Origin of the sequence: Providencia alcalifaciens DSM 30120, from assembly GCF_000173415.1 — a bacterium.
Lineage (GTDB): Bacteria > Pseudomonadota > Gammaproteobacteria > Enterobacterales > Enterobacteriaceae > Providencia > Providencia alcalifaciens.
The window spans coordinates 22,283-46,391 of the sequence record NZ_ABXW01000078.1; the positions used below are offsets into that span (position 1 = coordinate 22,283).

The 24,109-nt window shown below is 44.0% G+C and carries 20 protein-coding genes and 3 pseudogenes; 6 read left to right on the top strand and 17 right to left on the bottom strand.

The annotated features are described in order from the left end of the window. Positions 1-9: 9 nt before the first annotated feature. The 12 genes and pseudogenes from mrdB to PROVALCAL_RS18845 all read right to left on the bottom strand — a co-directional run bounded on the left by mrdB (position 10) and on the right by PROVALCAL_RS18845 (position 12,721). A complete protein-coding gene (gene mrdB, locus PROVALCAL_RS18785) occupies positions 10-1,122 on the bottom strand; it encodes a peptidoglycan glycosyltransferase MrdB (protein ID WP_006660940.1) in 1,113 nt (370 codons plus the stop codon). Positions 1,123-1,124: 2 nt separating this feature from the next. After that, positions 1,125-3,014 carry a peptidoglycan DD-transpeptidase MrdA gene (gene mrdA / locus PROVALCAL_RS18790; protein ID WP_006660941.1) on the bottom strand — a complete coding sequence of 630 codons (1,890 nt, stop codon included), beginning with the start codon at positions 3,012-3,014 and terminating at the stop codon, positions 1,125-1,127. 32 nt (positions 3,015-3,046) lie between these two features. Beyond that, positions 3,047-3,517, bottom strand: a complete 471-nt coding sequence (rlmH, locus tag PROVALCAL_RS18795; protein WP_006660942.1) for a 23S rRNA (pseudouridine(1915)-N(3))-methyltransferase RlmH — start codon at positions 3,515-3,517, stop codon at positions 3,047-3,049. A gap of 2 nt (positions 3,518-3,519) precedes the next feature. Beyond that, positions 3,520-3,846 (bottom strand): ribosome silencing factor, encoded by a 327-nt coding sequence (gene rsfS, locus PROVALCAL_RS18800; RefSeq protein ID WP_006660943.1) that lies wholly within the window; start codon positions 3,844-3,846, stop codon positions 3,520-3,522. Between the two features lie 335 nt (positions 3,847-4,181). Continuing rightward, positions 4,182-4,838, bottom strand: coding sequence for a nicotinate-nucleotide adenylyltransferase (gene nadD / locus PROVALCAL_RS18805; RefSeq protein ID WP_006660944.1), 657 nt, complete (start codon positions 4,836-4,838; stop codon positions 4,182-4,184). Positions 4,839-4,884: 46 nt separating this feature from the next. Beyond that, positions 4,885-5,919 (bottom strand): DNA polymerase III subunit delta, encoded by a 1,035-nt coding sequence (gene holA, locus PROVALCAL_RS18810; RefSeq protein WP_006660945.1) that lies wholly within the window; start codon positions 5,917-5,919, stop codon positions 4,885-4,887. Further along, complete coding sequence (gene lptE / locus PROVALCAL_RS18815) at positions 5,919-6,458, bottom strand: LPS assembly lipoprotein LptE (RefSeq protein ID WP_036960188.1); 540 nt, start codon at positions 6,456-6,458, stop codon at positions 5,919-5,921. Before lptE ends, holA begins: the two co-directional genes overlap by 1 nt. A 12-nt stretch (positions 6,459-6,470) precedes the next feature. Then, positions 6,471-9,053, bottom strand: coding sequence for a leucine--tRNA ligase (leuS, locus tag PROVALCAL_RS18820; protein WP_006660947.1), 2,583 nt, complete (start codon positions 9,051-9,053; stop codon positions 6,471-6,473). A gap of 514 nt (positions 9,054-9,567) precedes the next feature. After that, entirely contained in the window at positions 9,568-10,293 is a 726-nt protein-coding gene (locus PROVALCAL_RS18825) for an amino acid ABC transporter ATP-binding protein (protein ID WP_006660948.1), read from the bottom strand. Continuing rightward, positions 10,290-10,970: a glutamate/aspartate ABC transporter permease GltK gene (gene gltK, locus PROVALCAL_RS18830; RefSeq protein WP_006660949.1), complete on the bottom strand. Its 681-nt coding sequence runs from the start codon at positions 10,968-10,970 to the stop codon at positions 10,290-10,292. The genes PROVALCAL_RS18825 and gltK overlap by 4 nt, the downstream gene beginning before the upstream one ends. Before the next feature lies 1 nt (position 10,971). Further along, a pseudogene (locus PROVALCAL_RS19420) lies at positions 10,972-11,713 on the bottom strand (amino acid ABC transporter permease). 114 nt (positions 11,714-11,827) lie between these two features. Beyond that, on the bottom strand, positions 11,828-12,721 hold the full coding sequence (locus tag PROVALCAL_RS18845; protein WP_006660952.1) for an amino acid ABC transporter substrate-binding protein: 894 nt from the start codon (positions 12,719-12,721) through the stop codon (positions 11,828-11,830). Between the two features lie 587 nt (positions 12,722-13,308). On the opposite strand from PROVALCAL_RS18845, the gene PROVALCAL_RS19425 reads away from it, so the two are divergent. The 4 genes and pseudogenes from PROVALCAL_RS19425 to PROVALCAL_RS18855 all read left to right on the top strand — a co-directional run bounded on the left by PROVALCAL_RS19425 (position 13,309) and on the right by PROVALCAL_RS18855 (position 17,019). Then, positions 13,309-13,659 (top strand): hypothetical protein, encoded by a 351-nt coding sequence (locus PROVALCAL_RS19425; protein WP_006660953.1) that lies wholly within the window; start codon positions 13,309-13,311, stop codon positions 13,657-13,659. Between the two features lie 47 nt (positions 13,660-13,706). Further along, positions 13,707-15,782 (top strand): annotated as a pseudogene (locus tag PROVALCAL_RS18850) (protein-disulfide reductase DsbD family protein); the annotation flags it as partial. A 93-nt stretch (positions 15,783-15,875) separates the two neighbouring features. After that, positions 15,876-16,511, top strand: a pseudogene (locus tag PROVALCAL_RS20140) (DsbA family protein); the annotation flags it as partial. A gap of 4 nt (positions 16,512-16,515) precedes the next feature. Next, positions 16,516-17,019: a protein disulfide oxidoreductase gene (locus tag PROVALCAL_RS18855; RefSeq protein ID WP_006660955.1), complete on the top strand. Its 504-nt coding sequence runs from the start codon at positions 16,516-16,518 to the stop codon at positions 17,017-17,019. A 66-nt stretch (positions 17,020-17,085) separates the two neighbouring features. On the opposite strand, the gene PROVALCAL_RS18860 is transcribed toward PROVALCAL_RS18855, so the two are convergent. Further along, positions 17,086-17,799, bottom strand: coding sequence for an NUDIX hydrolase (locus PROVALCAL_RS18860; protein ID WP_006660956.1), 714 nt, complete (start codon positions 17,797-17,799; stop codon positions 17,086-17,088). A gap of 171 nt (positions 17,800-17,970) precedes the next feature. On the opposite strand from PROVALCAL_RS18860, the gene PROVALCAL_RS18865 reads away from it, so the two are divergent. After that, entirely contained in the window at positions 17,971-18,990 is a 1,020-nt protein-coding gene (locus PROVALCAL_RS18865; protein WP_006660957.1) for an SPFH domain-containing protein, read from the top strand. Then, positions 18,990-19,913 (top strand): diacylglycerol kinase catalytic domain-containing protein, encoded by a 924-nt coding sequence (locus PROVALCAL_RS18870; RefSeq protein ID WP_006660958.1) that lies wholly within the window; start codon positions 18,990-18,992, stop codon positions 19,911-19,913. Before PROVALCAL_RS18865 ends, PROVALCAL_RS18870 begins: the two co-directional genes overlap by 1 nt. 64 nt (positions 19,914-19,977) lie before the next feature. Here PROVALCAL_RS18870 and lnt read toward each other — a convergent pair whose 3' ends face one another. The 4 genes from lnt to PROVALCAL_RS18890 form a co-directional block, all read right to left on the bottom strand. Next, the gene (gene lnt / locus PROVALCAL_RS18875; protein ID WP_006660959.1) at positions 19,978-21,513 is read right to left on the bottom strand and encodes an apolipoprotein N-acyltransferase; all 1,536 of its coding nucleotides are present in this window, start codon (positions 21,511-21,513) and stop codon (positions 19,978-19,980) included. Further along, a complete protein-coding gene (gene corC, locus PROVALCAL_RS18880) occupies positions 21,513-22,397 on the bottom strand; it encodes a CNNM family magnesium/cobalt transport protein CorC (RefSeq protein WP_006660960.1) in 885 nt (294 codons plus the stop codon). The genes lnt and corC overlap by 1 nt, the downstream gene beginning before the upstream one ends. Positions 22,398-22,568: 171 nt before the next feature. After that, positions 22,569-23,036 (bottom strand): rRNA maturation RNase YbeY, encoded by a 468-nt coding sequence (gene ybeY, locus PROVALCAL_RS18885; RefSeq protein WP_006660961.1) that lies wholly within the window; start codon positions 23,034-23,036, stop codon positions 22,569-22,571. Then, entirely contained in the window at positions 23,037-24,089 is a 1,053-nt protein-coding gene (locus PROVALCAL_RS18890) for a PhoH family protein (protein WP_036974545.1), read from the bottom strand. Between the last annotated feature and the right edge of the window lie 20 nt (positions 24,090-24,109).

Genomic DNA, 24,109 nt, shown 5'->3' on the forward strand with positions numbered 1-24,109 from the left:
AGCCTCATGTTATAAACTCTTAGATAGAAATTTTCTGTGGGTATGGATAGACATGATAATACCGAATCCAGCCATTAAAACAATTAAGGCGGAGCCACCATAACTGACTAAGGGAAGGGGAACACCAACGACAGGCAAGATACCGCTGACCATGCCAATATTAACAAACACATACACAAATAGGATTAGGATTAATCCACCGACCATGACTCGCCCGAAGGTGTTTTGCGCACTCGCGGCGATATAGAGCCCACGAATGATGAGCAAAATGTAGAGCGCCAGTAAGACTAATACACCAATGAGTCCGAGTTCTTCGGCTAATACAGCGAAGATAAAATCAGTGTGTCGTTCAGGTAAGAATTCTAGCTGGGATTGAGTGCCTTCCAGCCAGCCTTTTCCCATTAACCCACCGGAGCCAATGGCAATTTTAGACTGGATAATATGGTATCCCTTACCGAGTGGGTCGCTTTCTGGGTCAAGTAACATCATGACTCGTGCACGTTGGTAATCATGCATTAAGAAGAACCAAAGCATTGGGATAAAGGCGGCGAGCGCAACGGCAGCAACGGCAATCAATCGCCAGCTCATTCCTGCTAGGAATAGAACAAATAGACCTGATGCGGCAACGAGAATCGAAGTACCGAGATCCGGTTGTGCTGCGACGAGCAACGTTGGAACGAAGATAAAGACAAGTGCAATACAGGTGTTTTTAAATGAAGGCGGGCATGTATCTCGGTTCATAAAGCGAGCCACCATTAAGGGGACGGCAATTTTAGCAATTTCCGATGGTTGGAAACGCACAAAACCTAGGTCGAGCCAACGTTGAGCCCCTTTACTGATTTGCCCAAATACATCGACAAAAACCAATAATATGACACAGAAAATAAACAGATGTGGCGCAAGGCTTTCATACATTCGTGGGGGGATTTGCGCCATCACGATCATGACTACGAAGCCAGAAAAAATTTGCCCCAATTTTCTTTCCATCATATCTGGGTCTAGCCCGCTAGCACTCCACATAATAAATGCGCTATACGCGAGCAATGCTATGATAATCAATAACATTGGCACATCAATGTGCAGACGTGTTGATAGTGATAGTTTTCGTTTATCGTCTGTCATGATTAACGATCTTCCTCTGCACTGGCACCCGAGGTTTCAACTTGGGTCTTGTTATCACCTAACAGGACATGGTCAAAGATTTGGCGAACAATATCACCGACCGCAGGACCTGCACCACCGTTCTCTAAAATAATCGCAACGGCAATTGTGGGGTTATCGTAAGGGGCATACGCAATCATGAGTTTATGGTCGCGCAGGTGTTCCGCTAATTTGCTTGCGTTATAGGTTTCGTAGCTAAATACTTGGGCTGTTCCTGATTTCGCTGCCACTTTATATGGTGTGCCAACAAAGCTGCGTTTACCCGTACCATTCGGCGCATTGGCGACACCATACATACCCGTCTTAGCTAGCTCCCAATAACCTGAGTGGATATCACCAATCTGGCGGGTTTCTTTATCTTCATAAGGCACCATGGCATTGCCGAGTTTAGTTCCATACAGCAAATGTGGCGTTTTCACTTTACCATCATTGATTAATGTCATCAGCGCCTTAGACATTTGAATTGGCGTTGATGTCCAATAGCCTTGACCGATCCCAACAGGGATAGTATCCCCTTGATACCAAGGTTTTTTATAGCGTTTTTGCTTCCACTCACGAGTTGGCATAATACCTTGACGCTCTTCGGAAAGGTCGATACCAGTGTATTCGCCATAACCAAAACGAGTCATCCAATCAGACAGGCGATCAATCCCCATGTCATAAGCCACTTGATAGAAGAAGGTATCGGCAGATTCAATGATGGATTTGACCACATTCAGTTTGCCGTGTCCCCAACGTTTCCAGTCACGATAACGTTTTTCAGAGCCGGGGAGCTGCCACCAACCTGGATCATAGATAGTGGTATTCGGTGTAATCACTTTTTCACTCAAGGCTGCCACTGAAATGAATGGTTTCACCGTGGATGCGGGTGGATATAAGCCCTGAGTTGCTCGGTTGATCAGCGGTCTATTAGGGTTATTTAGTAGCTCTTGATAATCTTTGCTGGAAATTCCGTTCACAAACAAGTTTGAATCGTAACTAGGTGTTGATACCAAAGCGAGGATTTCGCCATTACGAGGGTCGGTAACCACGACCGCAGCACGGCTGGTGGTCAGAATTTTTTCGATGTAGGTCTGTAATTCAAGGTCGATAGTTAAATAGACATCGCGACCTGCTTGAGGTGGTTGTTCGTGAAGTTGACGAATAACTCTACCTCGGCTATTCACCTCAACTTCTTCGTAGCCTGTTTTGCCGTGCAACACATCTTCGTAATAACGCTCAATACCTAATTTTCCGATATCATGACTGGCGGCATAGTTTGGTAGCAAGCCATCTTTATCGAGGCGCTCAACGTCTTTATCGTTAATTTTTGCAACATAGCCAATGACATGGGTTAATGCTGAACCGTATGGATATGAACGGCGTTGATAGCTTTTGACTTCTAATCCCGGAAAGCGGTACTGATTGACCGCAAAACGCGCTACCTGAACTTCGTTCAGCTGAGTTTTCAGTGCAATTGAGGTAAAGCGGCGGGAGCGTTTACGCTCTTTTTCGAAGTTTGTGATGTCTTCGTCTGTGAGGTCGACCACATCGCGTAATTTGTCAAGGGTTTCCTGCAAGTTTTCCACTTTCTCAGGCACGATTTCTAACTGATAAAAAGTGCTGTTAAGGGCTAACTGAGTACCTTTACGATCATAAATAATGCCGCGGCTAGGGGCAATTGGCACCAATTTAATGCGGTTATCATTGGAGCGAGTTTGGTAATCTTCATGACGGACAATTTGTAAATGATACAAATTGGTCACGAGGATTGAGGTAAGTATGACAATGACGCCGAAAGCAATTAATGCTCGGCGAATAAACAAAACTGATTCTGCGGTATGGTCGCGAAAAGGGGTGCGTTGTTGTTTCATCCCATTGCCATTGTGTACAAATTAATTCCTAACTATTCCCGATGATACGGATGATTAGTCGTAATACTCCATGCCCGATAAAGACTTTCGGCAACAAGGACGCGAACGAGCGGATGGGGTAGTGTTAACGGTGATAGCGACCAGCTTTGCTCTGCAGCATCTTTACACGCAGGTGCAAGTCCTTCCGGTCCACCGATTAATAAACTGACATTACGACCATCTTGTTTCCATTTATCCAGCTGAACGGCAAGTTTAGGTGTGTCCCAACGATCCCCTGGAATATCCAATGTCACGATGCGATTGCCTTTACCAACAGCAGCAAGCATCAATTCGCCTTCTTTTTCGAGAATACGCTTGATGTCTGCATTTTTTCCTCGTTTTCCTGCGGGAATTTCGGTTAACTCGAAAGGCATATCTTTAGGAAAACGGTGAAGATAATCCATAAAGCCGGTCTGTACCCAGTCCGGCATTTTTGTACCGACGGCGATGAGCTGTAATTTCAAACTCAGCTCCAGAGTTTTTCTAGTTCGTACATGCGGCGACTTTCATCTTGCATGATATGCACAATGGCATCACCAAGGTCGACAACAATCCAGTCTGAAATACCTTGGCCTTCTACACCTAAAGGCATCAAACCCTGTTTACGGCATGCATCGATTAAACGATCAGCAACGGACATGAGATGACGGCTTGAAGTCCCTGTGCAGATAATCATTTGGTCGGTAACACTTGATTTCCCATGGACATCGATCGATGTAATATCTTCTGCTTTCGCATCTTCAAGTTGATCGATAATAAATTTTTGGAGTTCAGTTCCTTGCAAAAGGTTCACCTTTATTCAAATTGAGAGAATCTCTTGTTAAACACGATTTATCGCTGTACTTTCAGGGGAGATATCCCCCAATAAAGCGCCGCTATTTTACCCCAGATTTTCGGAAAAATCGGCTAAATTATTTTTTATTGATGTAAGAGGGCAATTTATAGGGATATCTTATCCATTCGGCAAGATAATTATCGTAACTTTACAAACAAAATATCGCTACCTCTCGCGTACCCATATTCTAGAATATGCATGGGGTTGTGCAATTAATTAAATTGAAAATAAGCGAATAAAAGAGAATCAATTATTTATTGATATTTCCATTCGAATAGTCGAAATAAAACTGCTTATTTTTGATACAAATTCTGCTGCTGAATATAGTGGTAAACAGCGCGCGGCAATAAATCATCACAAGCCTGTCCTAAACCCAGTTGTTCCCGGATTTCAGTGGCAGAAATATTCACCAGTGGAGTGTCACCAATGAAAATTGAACCACTCGGTGTCTCGCTCAATATTTGCGGTTCTGTGACTTGATGCTGTTGCAGCCATTGCTGCATATCGGGGGCATCGAAATGCGTTGCATAACCGGGTCTTGCACAAACGAGTAAATGGCATTTATCTAATAGCTGAGTCCAACCATGCCACGTGTTGATGGATAGAAGAGAATCTTGCCCAATAATGAACGCAAGAGGTTGCTGCTCTCCTAACTCTTGGCGTAATTCACTCAGTGTTTCAAGCGTAAAAGAAGGCGTATCACGTCGTAGTTCACGGGTATCAACAGAGAACAATGGGTTATCTTGAATTGCGAGTTTTACCATTTCTAAACGCTGGGCAGGGCTTGCTTCAGGTTGAGGTCGATGCGGAGGAACGTGATTGGGAAGCAAAATTACTTTTTGCAATCCGACTTGTTTTGCGAGTGCTTCAACAGGGCGCAGGTGTCCATAATGAATGGGGTCAAATGTTCCGCCAAAGAGTGCTTGTAGACCTTGTGGTTTCGCGTTCATTGTTCGTTACCTATTGATATCAGGTGACTTATCTATACATCGTGCATTATGGATGCTGAATAAAATGTTCCGCATCCGTTTTACCACACAACACCATGGAGAGAGACTGTAAGTCTGGCCATGAAGAGTGAGAGAAATCTTGTTTAGTATGAATTTCCGCTTGAGTGAGTAACATCAAGGCAGATTGTAATTGATGTAGGCTCAAACGTTGGAGTGCTTCACCTAACAAACCTCGGCGGTTTTGCCAGACTTTATGCTGGTCGAATAAGGTTTTCAATGGCGTGCTCGTAGACTGACGTTTTAACGTAATCAATAACATGAGTTCGCGTTGAATAGCGCGCAGCAAAATCACGGGTTCAACATCTTCTTGCTTGAGCTGCTCAAGGATATGCCATGAACGGCGAGGTTTTCCCGCTAAAATCGCATCAACCCAATGATAGGGCGTAAAATGCGCAGAATCATTAACTGCGCTTTCGACGCGAGGGTAGGTCAGTTTACCGTCAGGGTAGAGCAGTGATAAGCGTTCTAACGCTTGAGCAAGCCCCAGTAAGTTCCCTTCATAACAGTAACACAGTAGCTGATTTGCCTCTGTTTCTAATGCGAGTCTCATCTGACTAGCACGCTTAGATACCCACTGAGGTAAGCGTTGGTACTCAGGTGTTAAGCAACTGACATAGACACTATCTTGGCTAATCGCTTTGAACCAAGCACTGTTTTCTTGTGCTTTAGTCAGTTTATGTCCTCGCAGGACTAACAGTAGATCTGGGTGAAGCAAACTTGCCAGCTGAGCGAGTTTATCCGCCATTGCGGCATTGGGACCATTTTCAGGTAAAAATAAGGTGAGCATTTGCCGGCTAGCGAAAAGGCTTAGCGCCTGACAGAGACTAAAAATCTCGTCCCAATCGGTATTTTGCTCTAACGCGAAAGTAAAATGCTCTTCAAATCCTTGCTGGCGAGCAGCTAGGCGAATAGCATCTTGGCTTTCTTGAATAAGGAGGGGCTCGGAGCCCCAAATGAGATAGCGGCCTCTTAGAGACTCTTGTAACGAAGAGGCCAGCTGTTCAGGATAAATGCGTATCATTATTCGGCAACAGGTTTCTCAGCCGCTTTTGCTTTCGCTTTTTCTAACTCAGCGCTGTGAACCAGAAGCAATTTGCGCACAATGTTACGTGCTGCTTGTTGTTGCATCTCTTGCTTTACAATCTCGTTCTCAGCATCTTTAGCGAGCGCTTCTAACGGGTTATCAAAGAAAGTCCGCACAACTTTAGTTTCCAGCGGATAAATAGCGCCATCAGGCATTAATACTTGTGCCTTCATGACCAATGTCAGTTGTTTTTCCGCCGCTTTACCATCTTGGTAAATCGAAACGGTATCCGTGCTTTCTGTTGAGCCTACCAGTTTTAAAATAGGCACATCAGCACGACCGGAATCTAACAAGGTTACGTTATTGAGTCGAAGCTGTTCTCTGACCACACGCGTTTGGTAACTGTATGGGTCGCCAGAACTTAATTGTAACGTTTTCAATTCTTCAGGAAGTTGAGTTGTCCCTTGAAGACGAAAACCGCAACCTGCGGTGACAAGCACCGACAGGCTGAGAAATAGAGTTATCAGATAGCGCACTTGGGCTCCTTATCAGCCAACAACTAAGTTCAGTAATTTACCTGGTACATAAATGACTTTACGGATGCTCACGCCTTCAAGGTATTTAGTGACGCTTGCTTCTTGTGATGCCATTTCCTGAACGAATTCTTGGTTAGCATCCGCAGGAACCGTAATACGACCACGCACTTTACCGTTAACTTGAACAACGACCAGTTTTGTATCGTCAATCATGGCTTTTTCATCTGCTACAGGCCAGTTTGCAAAGTCGATATCTTCGTTGTGACCTAATGCTTTCCACATTTCGAAACAAGCGTGTGGAATGATTGGTGATAACATCAGGGTAATCGCATCTAAAGACTCTTGAACTAAAGCGCGATCTTGCTCTGTATCTTGTGGAGCACGAACTAATTTGTTCATAAACTCCATAATAGCCGCGATAGCCGTGTTGAAAGCATAACGGCGACCCACATCGTCAGTCACTTTCGCGATAGTCTTGTGGAGATCACGACGTAAATCTTTTTGTTCTGCCGTTAATGCACTGATGTCTAATGGCTGAGTTGCACCTTTTTGTGCGTGTTCATGAACTAAACGCCATACACGACGAACGAAACGGTTAGCTCCTTCAACGCTAGATTCTTGCCATTCAAGGGTTAATTCTGGTGGCGCTGCAAACATCATGAACAGACGGACGGTATCAGCACCGTATTTTTCGACCATTAATTGCGGGTCGATACCGTTGTTCTTAGATTTAGACATCTTGCTCATACCAGTATAAACCAGTTCATGGCCTTCGCTGTCTACCGCTTTAGTAATACGGTTTTTGTCATCACGTTCAACAATTGCATCCGCAGGAGAAACCCACACGCGCTGACCATCGCTACCGGTGTAGTAGAAGGCATCTGCCAGCACCATACCTTGGCACAGTAAACGTTTTGCTGGCTCATCAGAGTTCACCAGACCTGCATCACGCATTAATTTGTGGAAGAAGCGGAAATACATTAAGTGCATGATGGCGTGTTCAATACCGCCGATGTATTGATCCACTGGCAGCCAGTAGTTTGCTGCTTCTGGGTTCAACATGCCATCATCGTATTGTGGGCAAGTATAACGAGCGTAGTACCAAGATGATTCCATAAAGGTATCGAACGTATCGGTTTCACGCAGCGCTGGTTGACCATTAATCGTCGTTTTTGCCCACTCAGGATCCGCTTTAATTGGGCTAGTGATGCCGTTCATGGTGACATCTTCCGGTAAAATAACCGGTAATTGGTCTTCAGGAACTGGAACAACGGTACCGTCTTCTAAGGTCGCCATTGGAATTGGCGCCCCCCAATAACGTTGACGGGAAACACCCCAGTCACGTAAACGATAATTGACTTTGCGTTGACCCGCACCAAGCGAAACTAGTTTATCTGCGATAGCATTGAAGCCAGCTTCGTTGCTTAAACCAGTAAACTCACCTGAGTTGATCAGGGCATTTTTCTCAGTCATCGCTTCTTGAGATAAGTCAGGCGTGTTGCCTTCAGCATCTGCAATCACTGCTTTTATTGGCAGATTGTATTTATGAGCAAATTCCCAGTCTCGTTGGTCGTGAGCTGGAACCGCCATCACTGCGCCTGTACCGTATTCCATCAGAACAAAGTTCGCGACCCAAATTGGTAATTTTTCTTGGGTTAATGGATGAACGACATACAGACCTGTTGCCAGACCTTTTTTCTCCATGGTTGCCATATCCGCTTCCGCAGTTTTGGTATTACGGCACTCATCGATAAAGTCGGCTAATTCGCTATTCGCTTTGGCAGCTTCTTGCGCTAATGGGTGACCTGCTGCAACCGCTACATAGGTCGCTCCCATAAAGGTATCTGGGCGGGTGGTGTAGACAGTTAATTTCTCTGCACGGTCGGCAACATCAAAAGTGATTTCCACACCTTCTGAGCGACCAATCCAGTTGCGCTGCATGGTTTTAACTTGTTCTGGCCAATCTTCCAGTTTGTCCAAGTCATTGAGCAGCTCTTCAGCGTAGTCGGTGATTTTGATAAACCACTGAGGGATCTCTTTACGCTCAACTTGGCTATCGCAGCGCCAGCAGCAGCCGTCGATAACTTGTTCGTTTGCGAGAACGGTTAAGTCGTGTGGACACCAGTTCACTGCAGAGGTTTTCTTATACACTAAGCCTTTTTCATACAGCTTAGTGAAGAACCACTGTTCCCAACGGTAGTATTCTGGCGTACAGGTGGTCACTTCGCGGTTCCAATCGTAACCGAAGCCCAGCATTTTCAGCTGACCTTTCATGTAATCGATATTGGCATAAGTCCATGGTGCAGGCGCGGTGTTATTTTTAACAGCAGCACCTTCAGCTGGCAGACCAAACGCATCCCAACCAATTGGTTGCAGAACGTTTTTACCCAGCATACGCTGGTAGCGGGAGATCACGTCACCAATGGTGTAGTTACGAACGTGGCCCATGTGTAGTCGACCAGAAGGGTAAGGTAGCATGGACAGGCAGTAGTATTTCTCTTTGCTGTTGTCTTCTGTCACTTTGAACGTTTGGTGTTCATCCCAGTGACGCTGTACTTTAGGCTCTATATCTTCTGGACGATATTGTTCTTGCATGGCACCGATAATCCTATGGTGAATAATCGCTACAGTTTAGTCTGTAGCAGGTGAATGTCTTGTCTATAAAATGGATCCGCATAGCATAGCGGATCACACATGAAAACAACAATGCCGAAAGCCATTGTGTCTGTAAAAAACGATGAATCGTCGATTAGATGAATTTACAGGGACTTGGTCTTGCTGTTTCAGCTGTTTGTTATATTTTGTGCTACATAGTGGTTGGCGATACGTTGATATTGCCATACGTTGATGAAACTAAGATCGCGCACAAAATAATAAGCGTATCGCCTATCATAATTCAATTTTCTACCTAAAACTTGAACTATTTCAGGGTGAATTTGCTTTGTTCGCAATTTTATTTGAACTTAGAACACGTTAGAGAATTTTTTTAAGAGATTTCAAGCGCGGAAAAGTGCCAATTAAGAAAACGAGGTGAATTTTGTGTCGGTAAGAAAAGCTGAGAGAAAAGTTGCAAAAAGCCCTGTCGGACTTTCTGCAACTCAAAGGGCGATTAATGTAAGATTTTTGCTAAGAAATCTTTCGCACGATCAGATTTAGGATTCGCGAAGAAATCTTCTTTTTTACTGTCTTCGATGATTTTCCCTTCATCCATAAAAATAACGCGATTGGCAACTTTCTTTGCAAAGCCCATTTCATGGGTGACGACCATCATGGTCATGCCTTCGTTAGCCAGCTCAACCATAACATCCAGCACTTCGTTAATCATTTCTGGGTCAAGGGCGGAGGTTGGTTCATCAAACAGCATAGCAATGGGGTCCATACACAATGCACGGGCGATGGCGACACGTTGCTGCTGACCACCGGATAATTGCGCTGGAAATTTGTTGGCATGGCTTGCTAAACCAACACGCTCCAGTAGTTTTAATCCTTTAGCTTCTGCCGCTTTTTTGTCACGGTTTAGCACTTTAACTTGCGCTAAGGTTAGGTTTTCAATAATGGAAAGGTGTGGGAATAGCTCAAAGTGCTGGAATACCATCCCCACTTTTGAGCGCAGCTTCGCAAGGTCAGTTTTTTTATTATTAACTTGGATATCGTTAACGAAAATTTCACCCTGTTGAATTGGCTCCAACCCATTTACTGTTTTTATTAATGTGGATTTACCAGAACCAGACGGCCCGCATACAACGACAACTTCGCCTTTTTTGACCTCAGTTGTGCAATCTGTGAGCACCTGAAATTGGCCATACCATTTAGATACATTTTTCAGGGTAATCATGAAACAGTCCTTTTCTTAAGATAATTCACCAGCATTGAAGCGCCGAAACTGAAAATAAAATAGATGAGACCTGCAAAGAGTATCATCTCGACTTGCGTACCGTCACGCTCACCAATATTGGTCGCGGTTCTGAAAAAGTCGGTCAACCCAAGAACATACACTAAAGAGGTATCTTGGAATAATACAATACCTTGGGTCAGCAATAATGGCACCATCGCTCTGAACGCTTGCGGTAAGACGACTAAACGCATGGTTTGCATTTGGGTCATACCTAAAGCGAGGGAGGCGCTTGCCTGACCTTTCGAGATACTTTGAATACCTGCACGGATAATTTCAGAGTAGTAAGCCGCTTCAAAAAGACAGAAGGCTACCACTGCGGATATTAAACGAATATCATTTTTTGGTGATAAGCCTAGAACATTTTGTAATATGTTAGGCACAACTAAATAGAACCAAAACAGTACCATAACTAATGGAACTGACCGGAAGGTGTTGACGTAAAACGCCGCCAGCCAACGCAGAGGTTTAATGCTGGATAATCGCATGACTGCCAGTACGGTTCCCCATAAAATCCCAACCACAATGGCAGCTGCCGTAATTTTGGCTGTGATAATAAAGCCATCCACTAAGAATGGGATGCTTGGCTCAATGGAACTCCAATCAAATTGATAAGCCATCTTAGCGTCCTCCTAGTGTGCCGGGTAAGCGCACTTTGCGCTCAAGCAAGCTCATTAGCAGCATAATAATCAAGTTGATACCGACATATGCGAGCGTGATTGCTGTGAAAGATTCCCAAGCATGGGCGGAGTAATCGAGTAATTTTCCTGCTTGTGCCGCCATATCCACTAACCCGATAGTGGATGCGATAGCGGAGTTTTTCACCAAGTTCAGCATTTCCGAAGTCATCGGCGGTAAAATAACGCGATAAGCATTCGGTAACAGTACATAACGGTATGTTTGCGGTAGTGTCAGCCCCATCGCGAGTGCTGCATTGCGTTGTCCTCTAGGTAAGGACTGAATAGCAGCACGAACTTGCTCAGTCATTCGCGCAGCGGTGAATAAACCAAGGCATAGCATAGAGGAGAGGAAAAAACTGGTAGTTAGGATCTAACTCCATTTTAAACCAGTCGCCGATGGATTGAGGCAGCAGTTCAGGGATCACTAAATACCAAGTGAAGAACTGAACGATAAGCGGCACGTTACGGAATAATTCAACGTAAGCCGTTCCTAAGAAAGCTAAGAACCGGTTGGGGACGGTACGTAAAATACCAAAGAACGAGCCAACGAGAAATGCAATGATCCATGCGCAGATGGATAGCGTGACGGTGACTTCTAAGCCAGATATTAGCCACCCTAAATAGGTGGTATTCCCAAATGGGGCATTCTCAAGGAATATCCCCCAATTCCAACTAATTGACATAATATGACTTCCTGTGGGCAATTTGATTGTCCCGAATACCGCAATAAGAGAAAGCAAGGCGGGAACGACCGCCTTGCGACTCCTACTTCAGTAACACCCTGTTTGTCTTTTTTATTAGTTTAATGCTTTATCGTTTGGTGATTTGAACAGCGCTTTCATTTCATCAGATAACGTAAACTTCAGATTCAGGTTCTTCGGTGGGATTGGTTGATTGAACCAGCGATCGAATGATTTCTCTGCTGCACCAGATTTTTGTGCAGTTGAGATAGTATCATCGACTAATGCTTTGAATTGTGGATCATCTTTACGCAGCATACAGCCGTAAGCTTCTTCAGTTTGCGGTTTTGCTACAATTTCCCAGATATCCGGTTGTTTCGCTTTTGCGCGTTCACCGGCTAATAGGGCATCGTCCATCATAAAGGCAACAGCACGACCAGATTCTAAAGTACGGAATGAGTCACCGTGGTCTTTAGCACTGATAATGCGCATCTTCATATTTTTCTCGTCATTTAGCTTATTCAGAATCACTTCCGACGTTGTACCTGAGGTCACAACGACGTTTTTGCCAGCTAAATCAGCAAAGTCTTTGATGCCAGAGTCTTTTTTCGCCAGCAGTCGAGTACCAACAACGAAAATAGTATTGGAGAATGCGGCTTGCTTTTGTCTCTCTAGGTTATTTGTTGTCGAGCCACATTCGAAGTCAAATGTGCCGTTTTGCAGTAATGGGATACGGTTTTGTGACGTGATAGGAATCAACTTCACCTGTAAATCAGGCATATTGAGTTTCTTTTTCACTGCATCAACAATGAGATTGGAATAATCTTGTGAGTAGCCAACAACTTTCTGATTATTATCATAGTAAGAGAATGGCACAGATGACTCGCGGTGACCCACCACAATCACGCCATTATCTTTGATTTTCTTCAGAGTACCGTTTAATTCTTCTGCTTGAACTGCGCAGGTCGCACCCAAAAGCATCATTGTTAAAACAAGCTTGCTAATACGCATAATTACAGCTCCTTTAGAACATCGGTGTCAATCCGCCATATTTCGAGTTCTGTGTTCTAACAACATATTGCTCGAATTATTTTGGTTTTGTGGTGTTGTGTTTGCAGATGTTTCGTGAGGTTTTAATCATGGCACGATCATCGGCTGTATGTTTTATTATTGTTAAAAAGTAATTAAAAAATATGAGTTTTGAAAATGAATTGTTTTAAATTCGGGAGCTGTCTCGCATATTATTTAGGCAGTTGTGAGCTGCGGCACTAATAAAACGACAAACTACCTAAACTTGATTATCGTGCACCGAAAGTGTGCAAAATAATTTCTTTTTTCTATTCACTAAATAGATTGCAAGTTCCGTGCCACTTTTAAGAAAAAATGCAAAAAAATAGTGAGTTTTTTAAGGGGCGTTATTTGTAAAGTTAAATGATGCTGCTTGTGTTGCTTATTTGGCTGTGTAATATGTAACCTTCTATTAACTTAATTATCTAATTATTGAGAATTCAGGAAGATAAACTGAGACAGACATGAATAGGTCGATGAAGTTAGGTAAAGGATTAGTATTGCTTGCCTGTCTGATGGTGCTGCTTTGTATGAACCAAAGAGCTGTCGGAGAGCGCGTATTCGCCTCTATGTTTACCTCGACGTCCATGTTTTCTCCTCTTTCTGCTGAACACCTTCAGCTTCATTCAGATACTTATTTTTCTGATGCAAATAAAGAAGGTAGTGAGCCTGTAAAGCTTTCAACCTGCGAATTAAGTTCAAAATCACTCCTCACTCTTGTCCCTGTCGTGATTGAGCCTCTCTTTTTTGTATTTCTTTCTTTAGCGTCATTCGCTATCTTTTGCACTAGGCTATTTATTATATATAGAGCAAACCGTGAAGAGAGCCATTCCCCACCTAGCGTTAGGCGTCATCTACAATTCTGTAATCTTCGGGATTAGAAAGCAGCGGGTTGTCATTCGTCGCTGTTATTTATTCTGGAGGGATCATGCGTTTTTTTATTAATGCGTTAATTGTGTTATTTACTGTATTTTCTAGCAGCTTATACGCTGCGGATACAGGCTGGTTACAACCTGCGAATACGGGGTTCATGACCGCAAATACTCCGAGCCATGTTCAGGTTCGCTTGCTTAGCTCTGCCCAAAAAGAGGGCAAAGTCGATATTTTATTGGATGTAAAACTTGATGATGGCTGGAAAACGTATTGGCGCTCACCAGGTGAAGGAGGAGTTGCGCCGGAGATAACGTGGTCATCACCGGTAAAAACGGTGGAATGGCTGTGGCCAACACCGGGTCGTTTTGATGTTGCAGGGGTTTCCACTCAAGGTTACATGGGGGATGTGATTTTCCCTATCACGGTGAGTACGAGCGAAAAGCTCGATAAGTTATCAGGCACATTGACGCTATCGACTTGTAGCAATGTGTGTATTTTAACGGACTATCCTTTTGAGTTAGATCTGACTGAGCCCGCGCCTGCGGATTTCAGTTGGGCATTTAACCAAGCAAAAGGTCATGTTCCAGCAGTGAGTGGTCTTGTCGAGCAGGCTAAGTATGGATTTGCTGGAAATAAGCTGACGGTAGAATTACAAAAAGCCGCTGACAATACGTGGATTGATCCACATCTGTACACTGATGTGGTTGATGGTGCGAGTTTGGGGGTTCCTACCTTAAAATATTCAGGTGATAAATTAACGGCAACTATTGATGTCAGCGATGATTGGGGTGGGGAAGCACCTAACCTTGTCGGTAAAACGGTTTCATTTGTTGTTGTTGATGGAGAGTTATCCCAGCAAATTCATGGCACGGTTGAACCCTATGTGAGTGTCATATCGAGTGATGATAGTGGACAGTCGATTGGCTTATGGCAGGTCGTTTTATTTGCCCTGCTTGGCGGTCTGATCCTTAACTTAATGCCATGCGTATTACCTGTATTGGCAATGAAACTCGGTTCTGTCTTATTGGTTCCTCAAGGGGAACAAAATACCATTCGCCGGCAATTTTTACTCTCTTCATCAGGGATTTTAGTCTCATTTTGGTTATTGGCATTGCTAATGACTCTCTTACGATGGGGACAGCAAGTTGTTGGGTGGGGAATTCAGTTCCAAAGCCCATGGTTTATCGGCTTGATGGTCCTTATCACAGCATTATTTACAGCGAATTTATTTGGGCTGTTTGAGATTCATTTAGGCAGCAAGGCCAACACGCGCTTGGCGACTGCAGGTGGGCAGGGCAATAGTGGACATTTCTGGCAAGGTGTTTTCGCAACATTACTTGCAACACCATGCTCTGCACCATTTTTGGGCACGGCAGTGGCATTTGCGTTGGCGGCACCGATGTCACAACTGTGGCTGATTTTTACCGCACTTGGTGTTGGAATGAGTCTTCCTTGGCTTCTGATTGCGGCTTTCCCTGTGATTGCAAAAGCACTACCGAAGCCGGGGACATGGATGCTGAAATTGCGTGCTGTACTAGGCTTAATGATGTTGGTCTCTTGCTTATGGTTAATCAGCTTACTGATGCCCCATTTTGGTGCAATGACGGCAATCATCATCGCGGTACTGTTTTTACTGATTCTTGTGTTGTTTATTCTGAAAAATCGCGGTGTACGCGCGGCTATCTTCCCTTTCCTATTATTCTCGGCACTCGGTGCAGGGTTTATTTGGATGGCGTTAGATCAACATCAAGGGCATCAAACGTTAGCTGCGGATAAAGTGCAGTGGGAAACACTATCGGAAGACGCTATCACACGGGCACTAGCGGAGAATAAGCGCGTGTTTATTGATGTGACGGCAGATTGGTGTGTGACCTGCAAAGCAAATAAATACAATGTGTTACTCAACGAAGAGATTCAGAATTTATTGAGTGAACCGGATGTGGTGGCATTGCGAGGGGATTGGACCAAACCTTCTCCAGAGATTTCGGCATTTTTACAGCGCCGAGGGCAAGTTGCTGTACCATTCAACCAGATTTATGGCCCTAATCTGACAGAGGGGAAAATACTGTCAACAATACTTGATCGTGAATCTGTAGTATCAATTATGACTGAGGCCAAAGGAGCCAAAAAAATGAAAAAGACAATGTTAGCGGTTTTATTTTCTTCGTTAGTATTAGGGGCAACAGCACATGCGGCACCACTGACTGCGGATCAAGAAGCTCAGGTGCGCAAATTGGTACGTGACACCTTAGTTGAAAACCCTGAAATTCTTGAGGAAGCAATTGTCGCTTTACAAGCCAAACAAGGTGAGAAGCAACAAGCACAAATGAAGCAGGTATTAAAAGATCAGCATGATGCGCTGTTCAATGATCCGACCAGCCCACGCATTGGCTCGAAAGACGCGAAATTAGTGTTAGTTAACTTTACGGATTTTAACTGTCCATACTGCAAACGTTTTGACCCACTGTTAGAAGAGATGGTGAAGAAAAACCCTGATGTTGCAGTAGTCATCAAGTACCTGCCATTCAAAGGGGAAACTTCGTTGGAATCTTCGCAATTAGCGATGACGTTATGGCAAGAAAATCCAAAAGCGTTCTTAGCATTGCACCAAAAACTGATGGCGAAACAGGGCATGCTGTCGGATTCGAATATCAAAGAAGCGCTACAAGCAACCGGTAATGGTAAGTTAAAAGCGAGTGATAAGAGCCGTGCGGCAATCCGTAAAAACCTTGAGCTAGCTAATATGCTGGGTGTGAACGGCACACCGGCAACGTTAGTGGGTGATGAAATGATCCCAGGCGCTGTAGATGCACAAGAATTTGAACGCATCGTGAAAGAACAGCTCAGCAAAGCGAAATAATGACATGATGGGGAGACTCAAGAAGTGGTCAAAAGAGCTTCTCGTTTTAGCGATTATTCTTGTCATTGCTTTTACGGTGATGGATTTTTGGCGTAAACCGCAAAGCCTTGCCCCTATGTTATTAGAACCTCTGACCCTTGCAACAGGAGATGAGGTTTCTATTGCTGAACTTAGCCAGAAGCAGCCTGTTCTCGTCTATTTTTGGGCAACATGGTGTGGTGTTTGTAGTATCACATCTCCAATCGTTTCGGATTTAGCGAAGTCAGGGGTTCCTGTGGTGACCGTGGCACTCCGCTCTGGGGATAGTTCTCGGCTGTTAGCGGGGATGCAGAAAAAGGAATTGGCGTTTCCTGTCGTCAATGACACCCATGGGCAGCTTGCTGCACAAGTTGGTGTGACCGCAACGCCAACCTTTATGATTATCGATAAAGGCGAGATGGTCAGCTTTACGTCTGGTTGGACGAGCTACTTAGGCTTAAAAAGCCGCCTATGGCTTGCATCGTTCTAAATAAATGCCCTTGGTATGATTATCAAGGGCATTTTGTTGATTAAACTCTTTTCTCAAACTCTCTCATCAAAATTCGAGATTACGAATAAACCGATAGTCAGCCGATTGTGATTTTAAGCGATAAAGATTGGCTGGGCGCCCGCGTTCTTGGCGTTTTTCTCCTGTATCAATCAGTAAATCAGCTTGCTCTAAACGGCGGCGGAAGGATTTATTCTGTATGGCTTTGCCGATTAAAACCTCATGAACATGTTGCAGCTCGGCTAAGGTGAATACTTCTGGTAGCGCAAATCCCGGCACAATGGAATAAAGGGATTTCTGGCGTAAACGTTCGCGGGCTTGTAAATAAAGCTGGTAGTGATCGAAAGCCAGTGCCATGCCTTCAATTTCTTCGATGGAGACCCATTTAACGGAATGAACGCTTTCAATGTGCGCTTCGCAGGCTTGGTGAGCAATAAGTGCGGTATAGCAGACTGTTACGGACCAGCCGCGAGGATCTCGCTCTGAATTTCCTACGGTACATAACTGCTCGATATAAGGAGGAACAACCCCCGTTTTCTCTTTTAGTTTGCGATATACCGTATCGTCTAACGTGGTATCACAATTTTCATCAACGAACCCACCCGGTAACCCCCATTGGCCTTTTTGCGGGTAATTAGCGCGTTCCACGAGCAGCACTTTTAAGGTGTTTTCATGATAAGTGAATAATACGGTATCCACCGTGAGCAAAGGAGTTAAATAATCTCGCCGATCATAATTAGATAAAAATTCTTTTTCTGTCATGTGATTAAGATCCTTTCCCCTGTTTTTAGTCTTGCGTTAAATCATACGTGAAAACATATTTAGTGTCATTAAGACATTTATGTGTTGACTTATTTGTGTCTATAGGACAATAATTAATTAAGGTCATAAAGACACTAATTAATTTCACAAAGACACTAAGCGGGGTAGGACATGTTAAATTTTAAATACTTCAAATCAGATTCATCGACATTCATTATTCAATCCATCAATGGGGCAGTACATAAGCAAGGTAAAGGATTAAGTTTTTGGTATAACGCAGATAAAACGTCCATTGCGGCATTACCTTTGAACGCCCAAGAAGCGCCATTTATTTTTAATTTACAGACGGCGGATTTCCAAAGCTTACGTATTCAAGGACAAATTTCATTTCAGGTGAAATACCCAGAAAAAACAGCGGATGTCTTGAATTTTAACCTTGCTCAAGATGGTAAATCTTATGCGTCAGAAGACCCTTTAAAGCTGAGTGATAGGGTGGTTCGTAGTGCGCAAACTGTCATCCAAGCAAAAACGCAAAGTACCAATTTGCGAGATGCATTACTCATGGGGCAACCATTGGTGATGTTGGTTTCTCAACAACTGTCTGAGCATCCTGCTCTTGAATCCTTGGGGATCGAAATTTTGGATGTGGCGATTTCAGCCATTACGCCTTCTCCAGAGACACTCAAAGCACTTGAAGCACAAGCGAGAGAGTCAATTTTAAAAGAAGCGGATGATGCGATTTACGCGAGACGTAAATTCTCCGTTGAACAGGAAAGAACGATAAAAGAAGCCGAATTAGAAACGGATTTATCGGTACAAGCCAAGCAGCAGCAAATTGAAGAAGCGAGACTCGAAAATGAACGGACATTATTGCGAGACCGTGCTGAAATTGAGCAAGAAGAATTAATTGCACAGGTTAATCTAGAAGCTAAGCGTAATGAGCTGGTGGCACTAAGTGTCGAAAATCAGCGCACTCAATCGGAGGCTGACGCTTATGCTATTGAAGCGAAAATGAAAGCGTATAGCCAGCTGCCAGTTGAAAACTTGAAAGCGATGGCATTAGCAAAAATGAACCCAGAGCAGTTGATGGCGATGGCATTCGAATCATTGGCACAAAATGCTGGCAAAATTGGTGAAATTAATTTCTCGCCTGATTTATTTGGTCAATTGATGAAAAAAGGCGCGAAATAATGAGCCATTTTGATGATGTTCGCTTCGTGTTAGTGATGCGTAAAACACGTATGCAGGAATTAATTGAACGTTTTAATACATGGTCGCAAGCGAAGTTTTATCTAGAGCATAACGATGTTGAAGTAAGTGATTATTTACTCGAACATGATATTTATCAGCGGCAGTTGATTCAGGCAGAATCGATTTTAAAAGCGATAGGGCGCTTTCAATTACTGGAAAGGAAGCTGTTGCCTAGCTATCAGTTTTCGGCGCGGGATATTGTTGTGGTGATAGGGCAAGATGGCTTAGTGGCGAATACACTCAAATATCTTAATGGACAGCCTGTGATAGCCATCAATCCTGAACCAGCACGTTGGGATGGGCAGTTACTTCCCTTTGAAATCGGACAGCTATCTGATGTGGTCACTCGTACACTCAGTGGAAAAGTGGAACAAAAATCCGTGACGTTTGCACAGGCAACAACCAATGATGGGCAAACGTTACTCGCCGTCAATGATTTGTTCATTGGACCTAAAAGTCATACTTCTGCCCGCTATCGGTTAGCGTGGCAAGGACAGCAAGAGTTTCAATCCTCATCAGGTATTATTGTGTCGACAGGGTTGGGCTCTACTGGATGGTTTCAGTCTATTCTTGCTGGGGCACAAGCCATCGCTGGAACTCAGTCACATCCTTTATCTGAAGGATTTGGTTGGGGAGAAAAGCGGTTGCAGTTTAGTGTACGAGAACCTTTTCGTAGTAAAACGACGGGAACGACATTAGTTTTTGGCACTATCGAGCCAAATACGCCATTACAGCTAGAATCTTTAATGCCTGAAAACGGGGTGATTTTTTCAGATGGTCTCGAGGAGGATTATTTGAATTTTAATGCAGGTTGCATTGCATCTATTGGGATAGCAGAAACTCAGGGGTTATTAATTGGTTAGGTTAAAAAAATCCCCGAATTATCAATCGAGATGTCGGGGATTTTTAATTGGTTTAAAGCGTCAATTAGTGACGTTTTTGACGGCGGTTAAGCGTAAATCCGACAATGCCAAATATAGCGACCAGACCCCACATCGGCCAATTACTCCAGCGAGCATAAGGGGTTAATCCTGTCGTTGGTGTCACTTCAGTAGCCAGAACCGCAGCTTGGAATTGTGGTAGCATATCTTGAATAGAGCCATCCGCGTTGATCACCGCAGTCACACCGTTATTTGTTGCACGTAACAGTGGGCGACCCAGCTCAAGTGAGCGCATTCTTGCCATTTGGAAATGTTGCCATGGACCAATAGATTCGCCAAACCATGCATCATTTGAAATCGTTAACAAATAATCGCTATCTGGTTTGAAATTGTCTCTGACTTGGGAACCTAGAATGATTTCATAGCAGATGGTTGCTGTCAGATGAATATTACCAATAGCCAATTGGGCTTGTTGATAATCTCCACGACTAAAGCCTGACATTGGTAAGTTAAAGAATGGAGCCAGTGGGCGCAGTAAATCTTCTAAAGGCACAAATTCACCAAACGGCACTAAATGGTGTTTGTTATACCGGTTTTGAGTGGGATAGAGATACGGCTTTCTGTCTCCCAATACAATAATGGAATTATAGAATACAGAGTCACCATTGACAGGTTTGGCATCCACGGTCCCTGTGATTAACCGTGTTTTAGTTTCATTCAGCAGAGTATCTAGTGCTTTTAACCAAGCTTGGTTTTCCAGCTCAACGACAGGAATGGCGGATTCGGGCCAAATAATCATGTCGGCCTTGCCAATATAAGGGCTAGAAAGTTTGATATAGCGATCTTTGGTTTGCTGTAAAAAGCCCGCTTCCCATTTCATGGATTGAGGAATATTTCCTTGTACTAGCGCGACTTCCATTGTTTTATCGTTCAATGGCGTAAACCACTGAAGATTTTTAGCGAGCAACGGTGCCAGTAATAAAACGGCAGCACACGCAAGAGGGATCAGGTTACGGCGAATGATTGCAAGGGCAATCAAACCACTAATGCTAAATAGCAGTAGGGTGATCATCTCAACACCAAAAATCGGTGCTAATGATTTCATTGGTCCGTCAATTTGGGTATACCCAAACTGTAGCCATGGGAAGCCTGTTAGTACCCAGCCTCGAAGGAACTCGGTCACTTGCCATAACGCGGGAGCCATAAAGACCAAACGCCATACGTTGGCATTAGGGGTCAATTTGGTGAGTAGTGCTCCGAACAGGGCTGGGTAGAGTGATAAGTATGCCGCCAGCAAGATAACGATAAAGACGTTAACGGCCTCCGGCATACCGCCAAAATCCGCGATACTGACGTATACCCAATTGACACCGCTACCAAATAAACCAAATCCCCAAGCGAATGCAATTGCAAAAGCTTGCTTAGCGGTTCTTTGTAGAGTTAATAATTGGAGAAATAAAACAGAAAGAAGTGCGGCTGGCCAGAAGTCAAAAGGCGAAAAAGCCAGTGTACCACTGGCTCCGAATAGTAAGGCCAGCAGCAGACGCAGCCACTGGCTTTGATAACGAGAGGATAAGTTCATTAACTCTGTTCTTCATCCAAAGTAGGCACTGGCGCGTCGTCAGGAATTTTAACTTGAAGCAGTAAAATTCGACGGCTATCAGCCATAGAAACCTTAAACTGGTAGTTATCAATGGTAATGGTTTCACCACGGGATGGTAAGTGACCAAAGGCTTGCATCACTAAGCCTCCAACGGTATCTACCTCTTCATCACTAAAATGCGTGCCAAAGGCATCATTAAAGTCTTCAATTTGGGTCAAAGCACGAACTGAGTATGAATGGCGGCTCAGTTGACGGATATCCACATCATCTTGGTCGTCATACTCATCTTCAATTTCACCGACAATCAGCTCTAAAATATCTTCGATGGTCACGAGACCAGAGACACCGCCAAATTCATCGATAACGATGGCCATATGGTAGCGCTGAGAACGGAATTCTTTGAGTAAGCGGTCTACTCGTTTACTTTCAGGAACAACAACAGCCTGACGTAACACTTTATCGATACTGAAAGGTTCTGCATCAGTTCGCATAAATGGCAGTAAATCTTTAGCCATTAGCAGCCCTTCAATATGATCTTTATCTTCGCTGATAACAGGGAAGCGAGAGTGGGCAGAATCGATGATGACATCGAGGCACTCATCAAGGCTTTGGTTACGTTTTAAGGTAACAATTTGAGAGCGAGGGATCATGATGTCACGTACCCGCTGATCGGCGATATCCATCACGCCTTCCAGCATTTCACGGGTATCTGGGTCAATTAAATCGTTTTGTTCAGAATCACGAATTAATTCGACCAAATCATCACGGTTCTTTGGTTCACCATGGAAAAGTTGATTTAATAGCGCAAAAAAACCTTTCTTAGGTCCAGGGTTATCACTACTCGAAGAGTTATCGTCGCTCATGGCGTTAAATTTATTATTCCTCAGTTAATTAATAAAAATGGCTAACCCATATGATTGGGTAATGAATTGTTTAGCTTAAAACATTTTTATTGGCTAGACAATTTATGGGTTAGCGGTACAAATTTGTGTCGAATATCGAAAAATTGCATTCGAATGAAAATTATAGAGAGCTCACTCTTTTTCCGCAAGATACGGATCGGCATAACCCATTTCTGCGAGGATCTCAGTTTCTAATCCTTCCATTTCCTCGGCTTCATCATCTTCGATATGATCATAACCCAGTAAATGTAGGCAACCGTGAACCACCATGTGTGCCCAATGTTCTTCTTCACTTTTTTGCTGCTCAGCTGCTTCTTGTTCCACAACTTGGCGGCAAATAATTAAATCACCTAACAGCGGTAACTCGACTTCAGGCGGTGCTTCAAAGGGGAATGACAATACGTTGGTTGGTTTATCTTTCCCGCGATAAGTGAGATTCAATTCATGGCTTTCGGCTTCATCAACGACACGAATAGTGACTTCACTTTCTGCTTGGAACTTAGGTAATACCGCATTAACCCAGCGCTGGAACATAGCTTCAGTGGGTAAGCCCGCGGTATTTTCGCTTGCTATCTGTAAATCGAGAATAACATCGCTCATTTAGTTATTTTCCTGCTTTTCAAGCTCACGTTGCTGCTCTTTTTCTGCTTTCAATTGCTGGCGACGCTTACTGTCTTGCTCTTCCCACGCTTCATATGCCATGACGACTTTAGCCACGACAGGGTGACGTACCACGTCTTCGCTATGGAAGAAGTTAAAGCTTAAATCATCCACATTCGATAACACTTCGATGGCATGTCTCAAGCCGGATTTACTCCCTCTTGGCAAGTCGACTTGAGTGATATCTCCAGTCACGACCGCCTTAGAGTTAAAGCCAATACGGGTTAAAAACATTTTCATTTGTTCGATGGTGGTGTTTTGGCTTTCATCTAAAATAATAAACGCATCGTTGAGTGTGCGACCGCGCATGTAAGCCAGTGGTGCGACTTCAATGACGTTACGCTCAATCAGTTTTTCAACCTTTTCAAAACCTAGCATTTCAAATAGTGCGTCGTACAGTGGGCGTAAGTACGGGTCAACTTTTTGGCTTAAATCACCCGGTAAGAACCCCAATTTTTCTCCCGCTTCAACCGCAGGGCGGGTGAGTAAAATGCGGCGCACTTCTTGGCGCTCTAATGCATCGACAGCAGCGGCAACAGCAAGATAAGTTTTACCGGTTCCCGCAGGACCGATCCCAAACGTAATATCATGGTCTAAGATATTGGCAATGTACTGTGCCTGATTTGGGGTACGTGGTTTGATCACTCCGCGCTTGGTCTTGATATTCACCGCTTTGCCGTAGTCTGGTACGCTTTCTGCGGATTGCTCAAGCACTCGGCTATCAACAATCGCAAGGTGAATATTTTCAGGATCAATGTCGGGGATCACACCGCGGATTGGCGCGGTATCAACGTATAGCTGGCGTAAAATTTTACTGGCAGCTTGGATATTAAGCGCTTTACCCGAAAGCTTAAAACGGTTGTCTCGGCGATTGATTTCAATGCCAAGACGACGCTCTAATTGCTTAATATTGTCGTCAAATGGCCCGCAAAGGCTCATTAAACGCTGATTATCTGCGGGCTCTAAAAAAATCTCTTGTGTTGCGATTTGCAAAGGTTTGTTATCGGTCACTG

What these genes read in the sequence shown, in the direction of transcription:
- PROVALCAL_RS18845 (WP_006660952.1), bottom strand. Translation starts at nt 12,721, where the DNA reads ATGCGTATTAGCAAGCTTGTTTTAACAATGATGCTTTTGGGTGCGACC.
- PROVALCAL_RS18860 (WP_006660956.1), bottom strand. Translation starts at nt 17,799, where the DNA reads ATGACAGAAAAAGAATTTTTATCTAATTATGATCGGCGAGATTATTTA.
- nadD (WP_006660944.1), bottom strand. Translation starts at nt 4,838, where the DNA reads ATGAACGCGAAACCACAAGGTCTACAAGCACTCTTTGGCGGAACATTT.
- PROVALCAL_RS18855 (WP_006660955.1), top strand. Translation starts at nt 16,516, where the DNA reads ATGATGGGGAGACTCAAGAAGTGGTCAAAAGAGCTTCTCGTTTTAGCG.
- gltK (WP_006660949.1), bottom strand. Translation starts at nt 10,970, where the DNA reads ATGGCTTATCAATTTGATTGGAGTTCCATTGAGCCAAGCATCCCATTC.
- holA (WP_006660945.1), bottom strand. Translation starts at nt 5,919, where the DNA reads ATGATACGCATTTATCCTGAACAGCTGGCCTCTTCGTTACAAGAGTCT.
- leuS (WP_006660947.1), bottom strand. Translation starts at nt 9,053, where the DNA reads ATGCAAGAACAATATCGTCCAGAAGATATAGAGCCTAAAGTACAGCGT.
- ybeY (WP_006660961.1), bottom strand. Translation starts at nt 23,036, where the DNA reads ATGAGCGATGTTATTCTCGATTTACAGATAGCAAGCGAAAATACCGCG.
- mrdA (WP_006660941.1), bottom strand. Translation starts at nt 3,014, where the DNA reads ATGAAACAACAACGCACCCCTTTTCGCGACCATACCGCAGAATCAGTT.
- PROVALCAL_RS18825 (WP_006660948.1), bottom strand. Translation starts at nt 10,293, where the DNA reads ATGATTACCCTGAAAAATGTATCTAAATGGTATGGCCAATTTCAGGTG.
- PROVALCAL_RS18865 (WP_006660957.1), top strand. Translation starts at nt 17,971, where the DNA reads ATGTTAAATTTTAAATACTTCAAATCAGATTCATCGACATTCATTATT.
- PROVALCAL_RS18870 (WP_006660958.1), top strand. Translation starts at nt 18,990, where the DNA reads ATGAGCCATTTTGATGATGTTCGCTTCGTGTTAGTGATGCGTAAAACA.
- corC (WP_006660960.1), bottom strand. Translation starts at nt 22,397, where the DNA reads ATGAGCGACGATAACTCTTCGAGTAGTGATAACCCTGGACCTAAGAAA.
- mrdB (WP_006660940.1), bottom strand. Translation starts at nt 1,122, where the DNA reads ATGACAGACGATAAACGAAAACTATCACTATCAACACGTCTGCACATT.
- PROVALCAL_RS19425 (WP_006660953.1), top strand. Translation starts at nt 13,309, where the DNA reads ATGAACCAAAGAGCTGTCGGAGAGCGCGTATTCGCCTCTATGTTTACC.
- lnt (WP_006660959.1), bottom strand. Translation starts at nt 21,513, where the DNA reads ATGAACTTATCCTCTCGTTATCAAAGCCAGTGGCTGCGTCTGCTGCTG.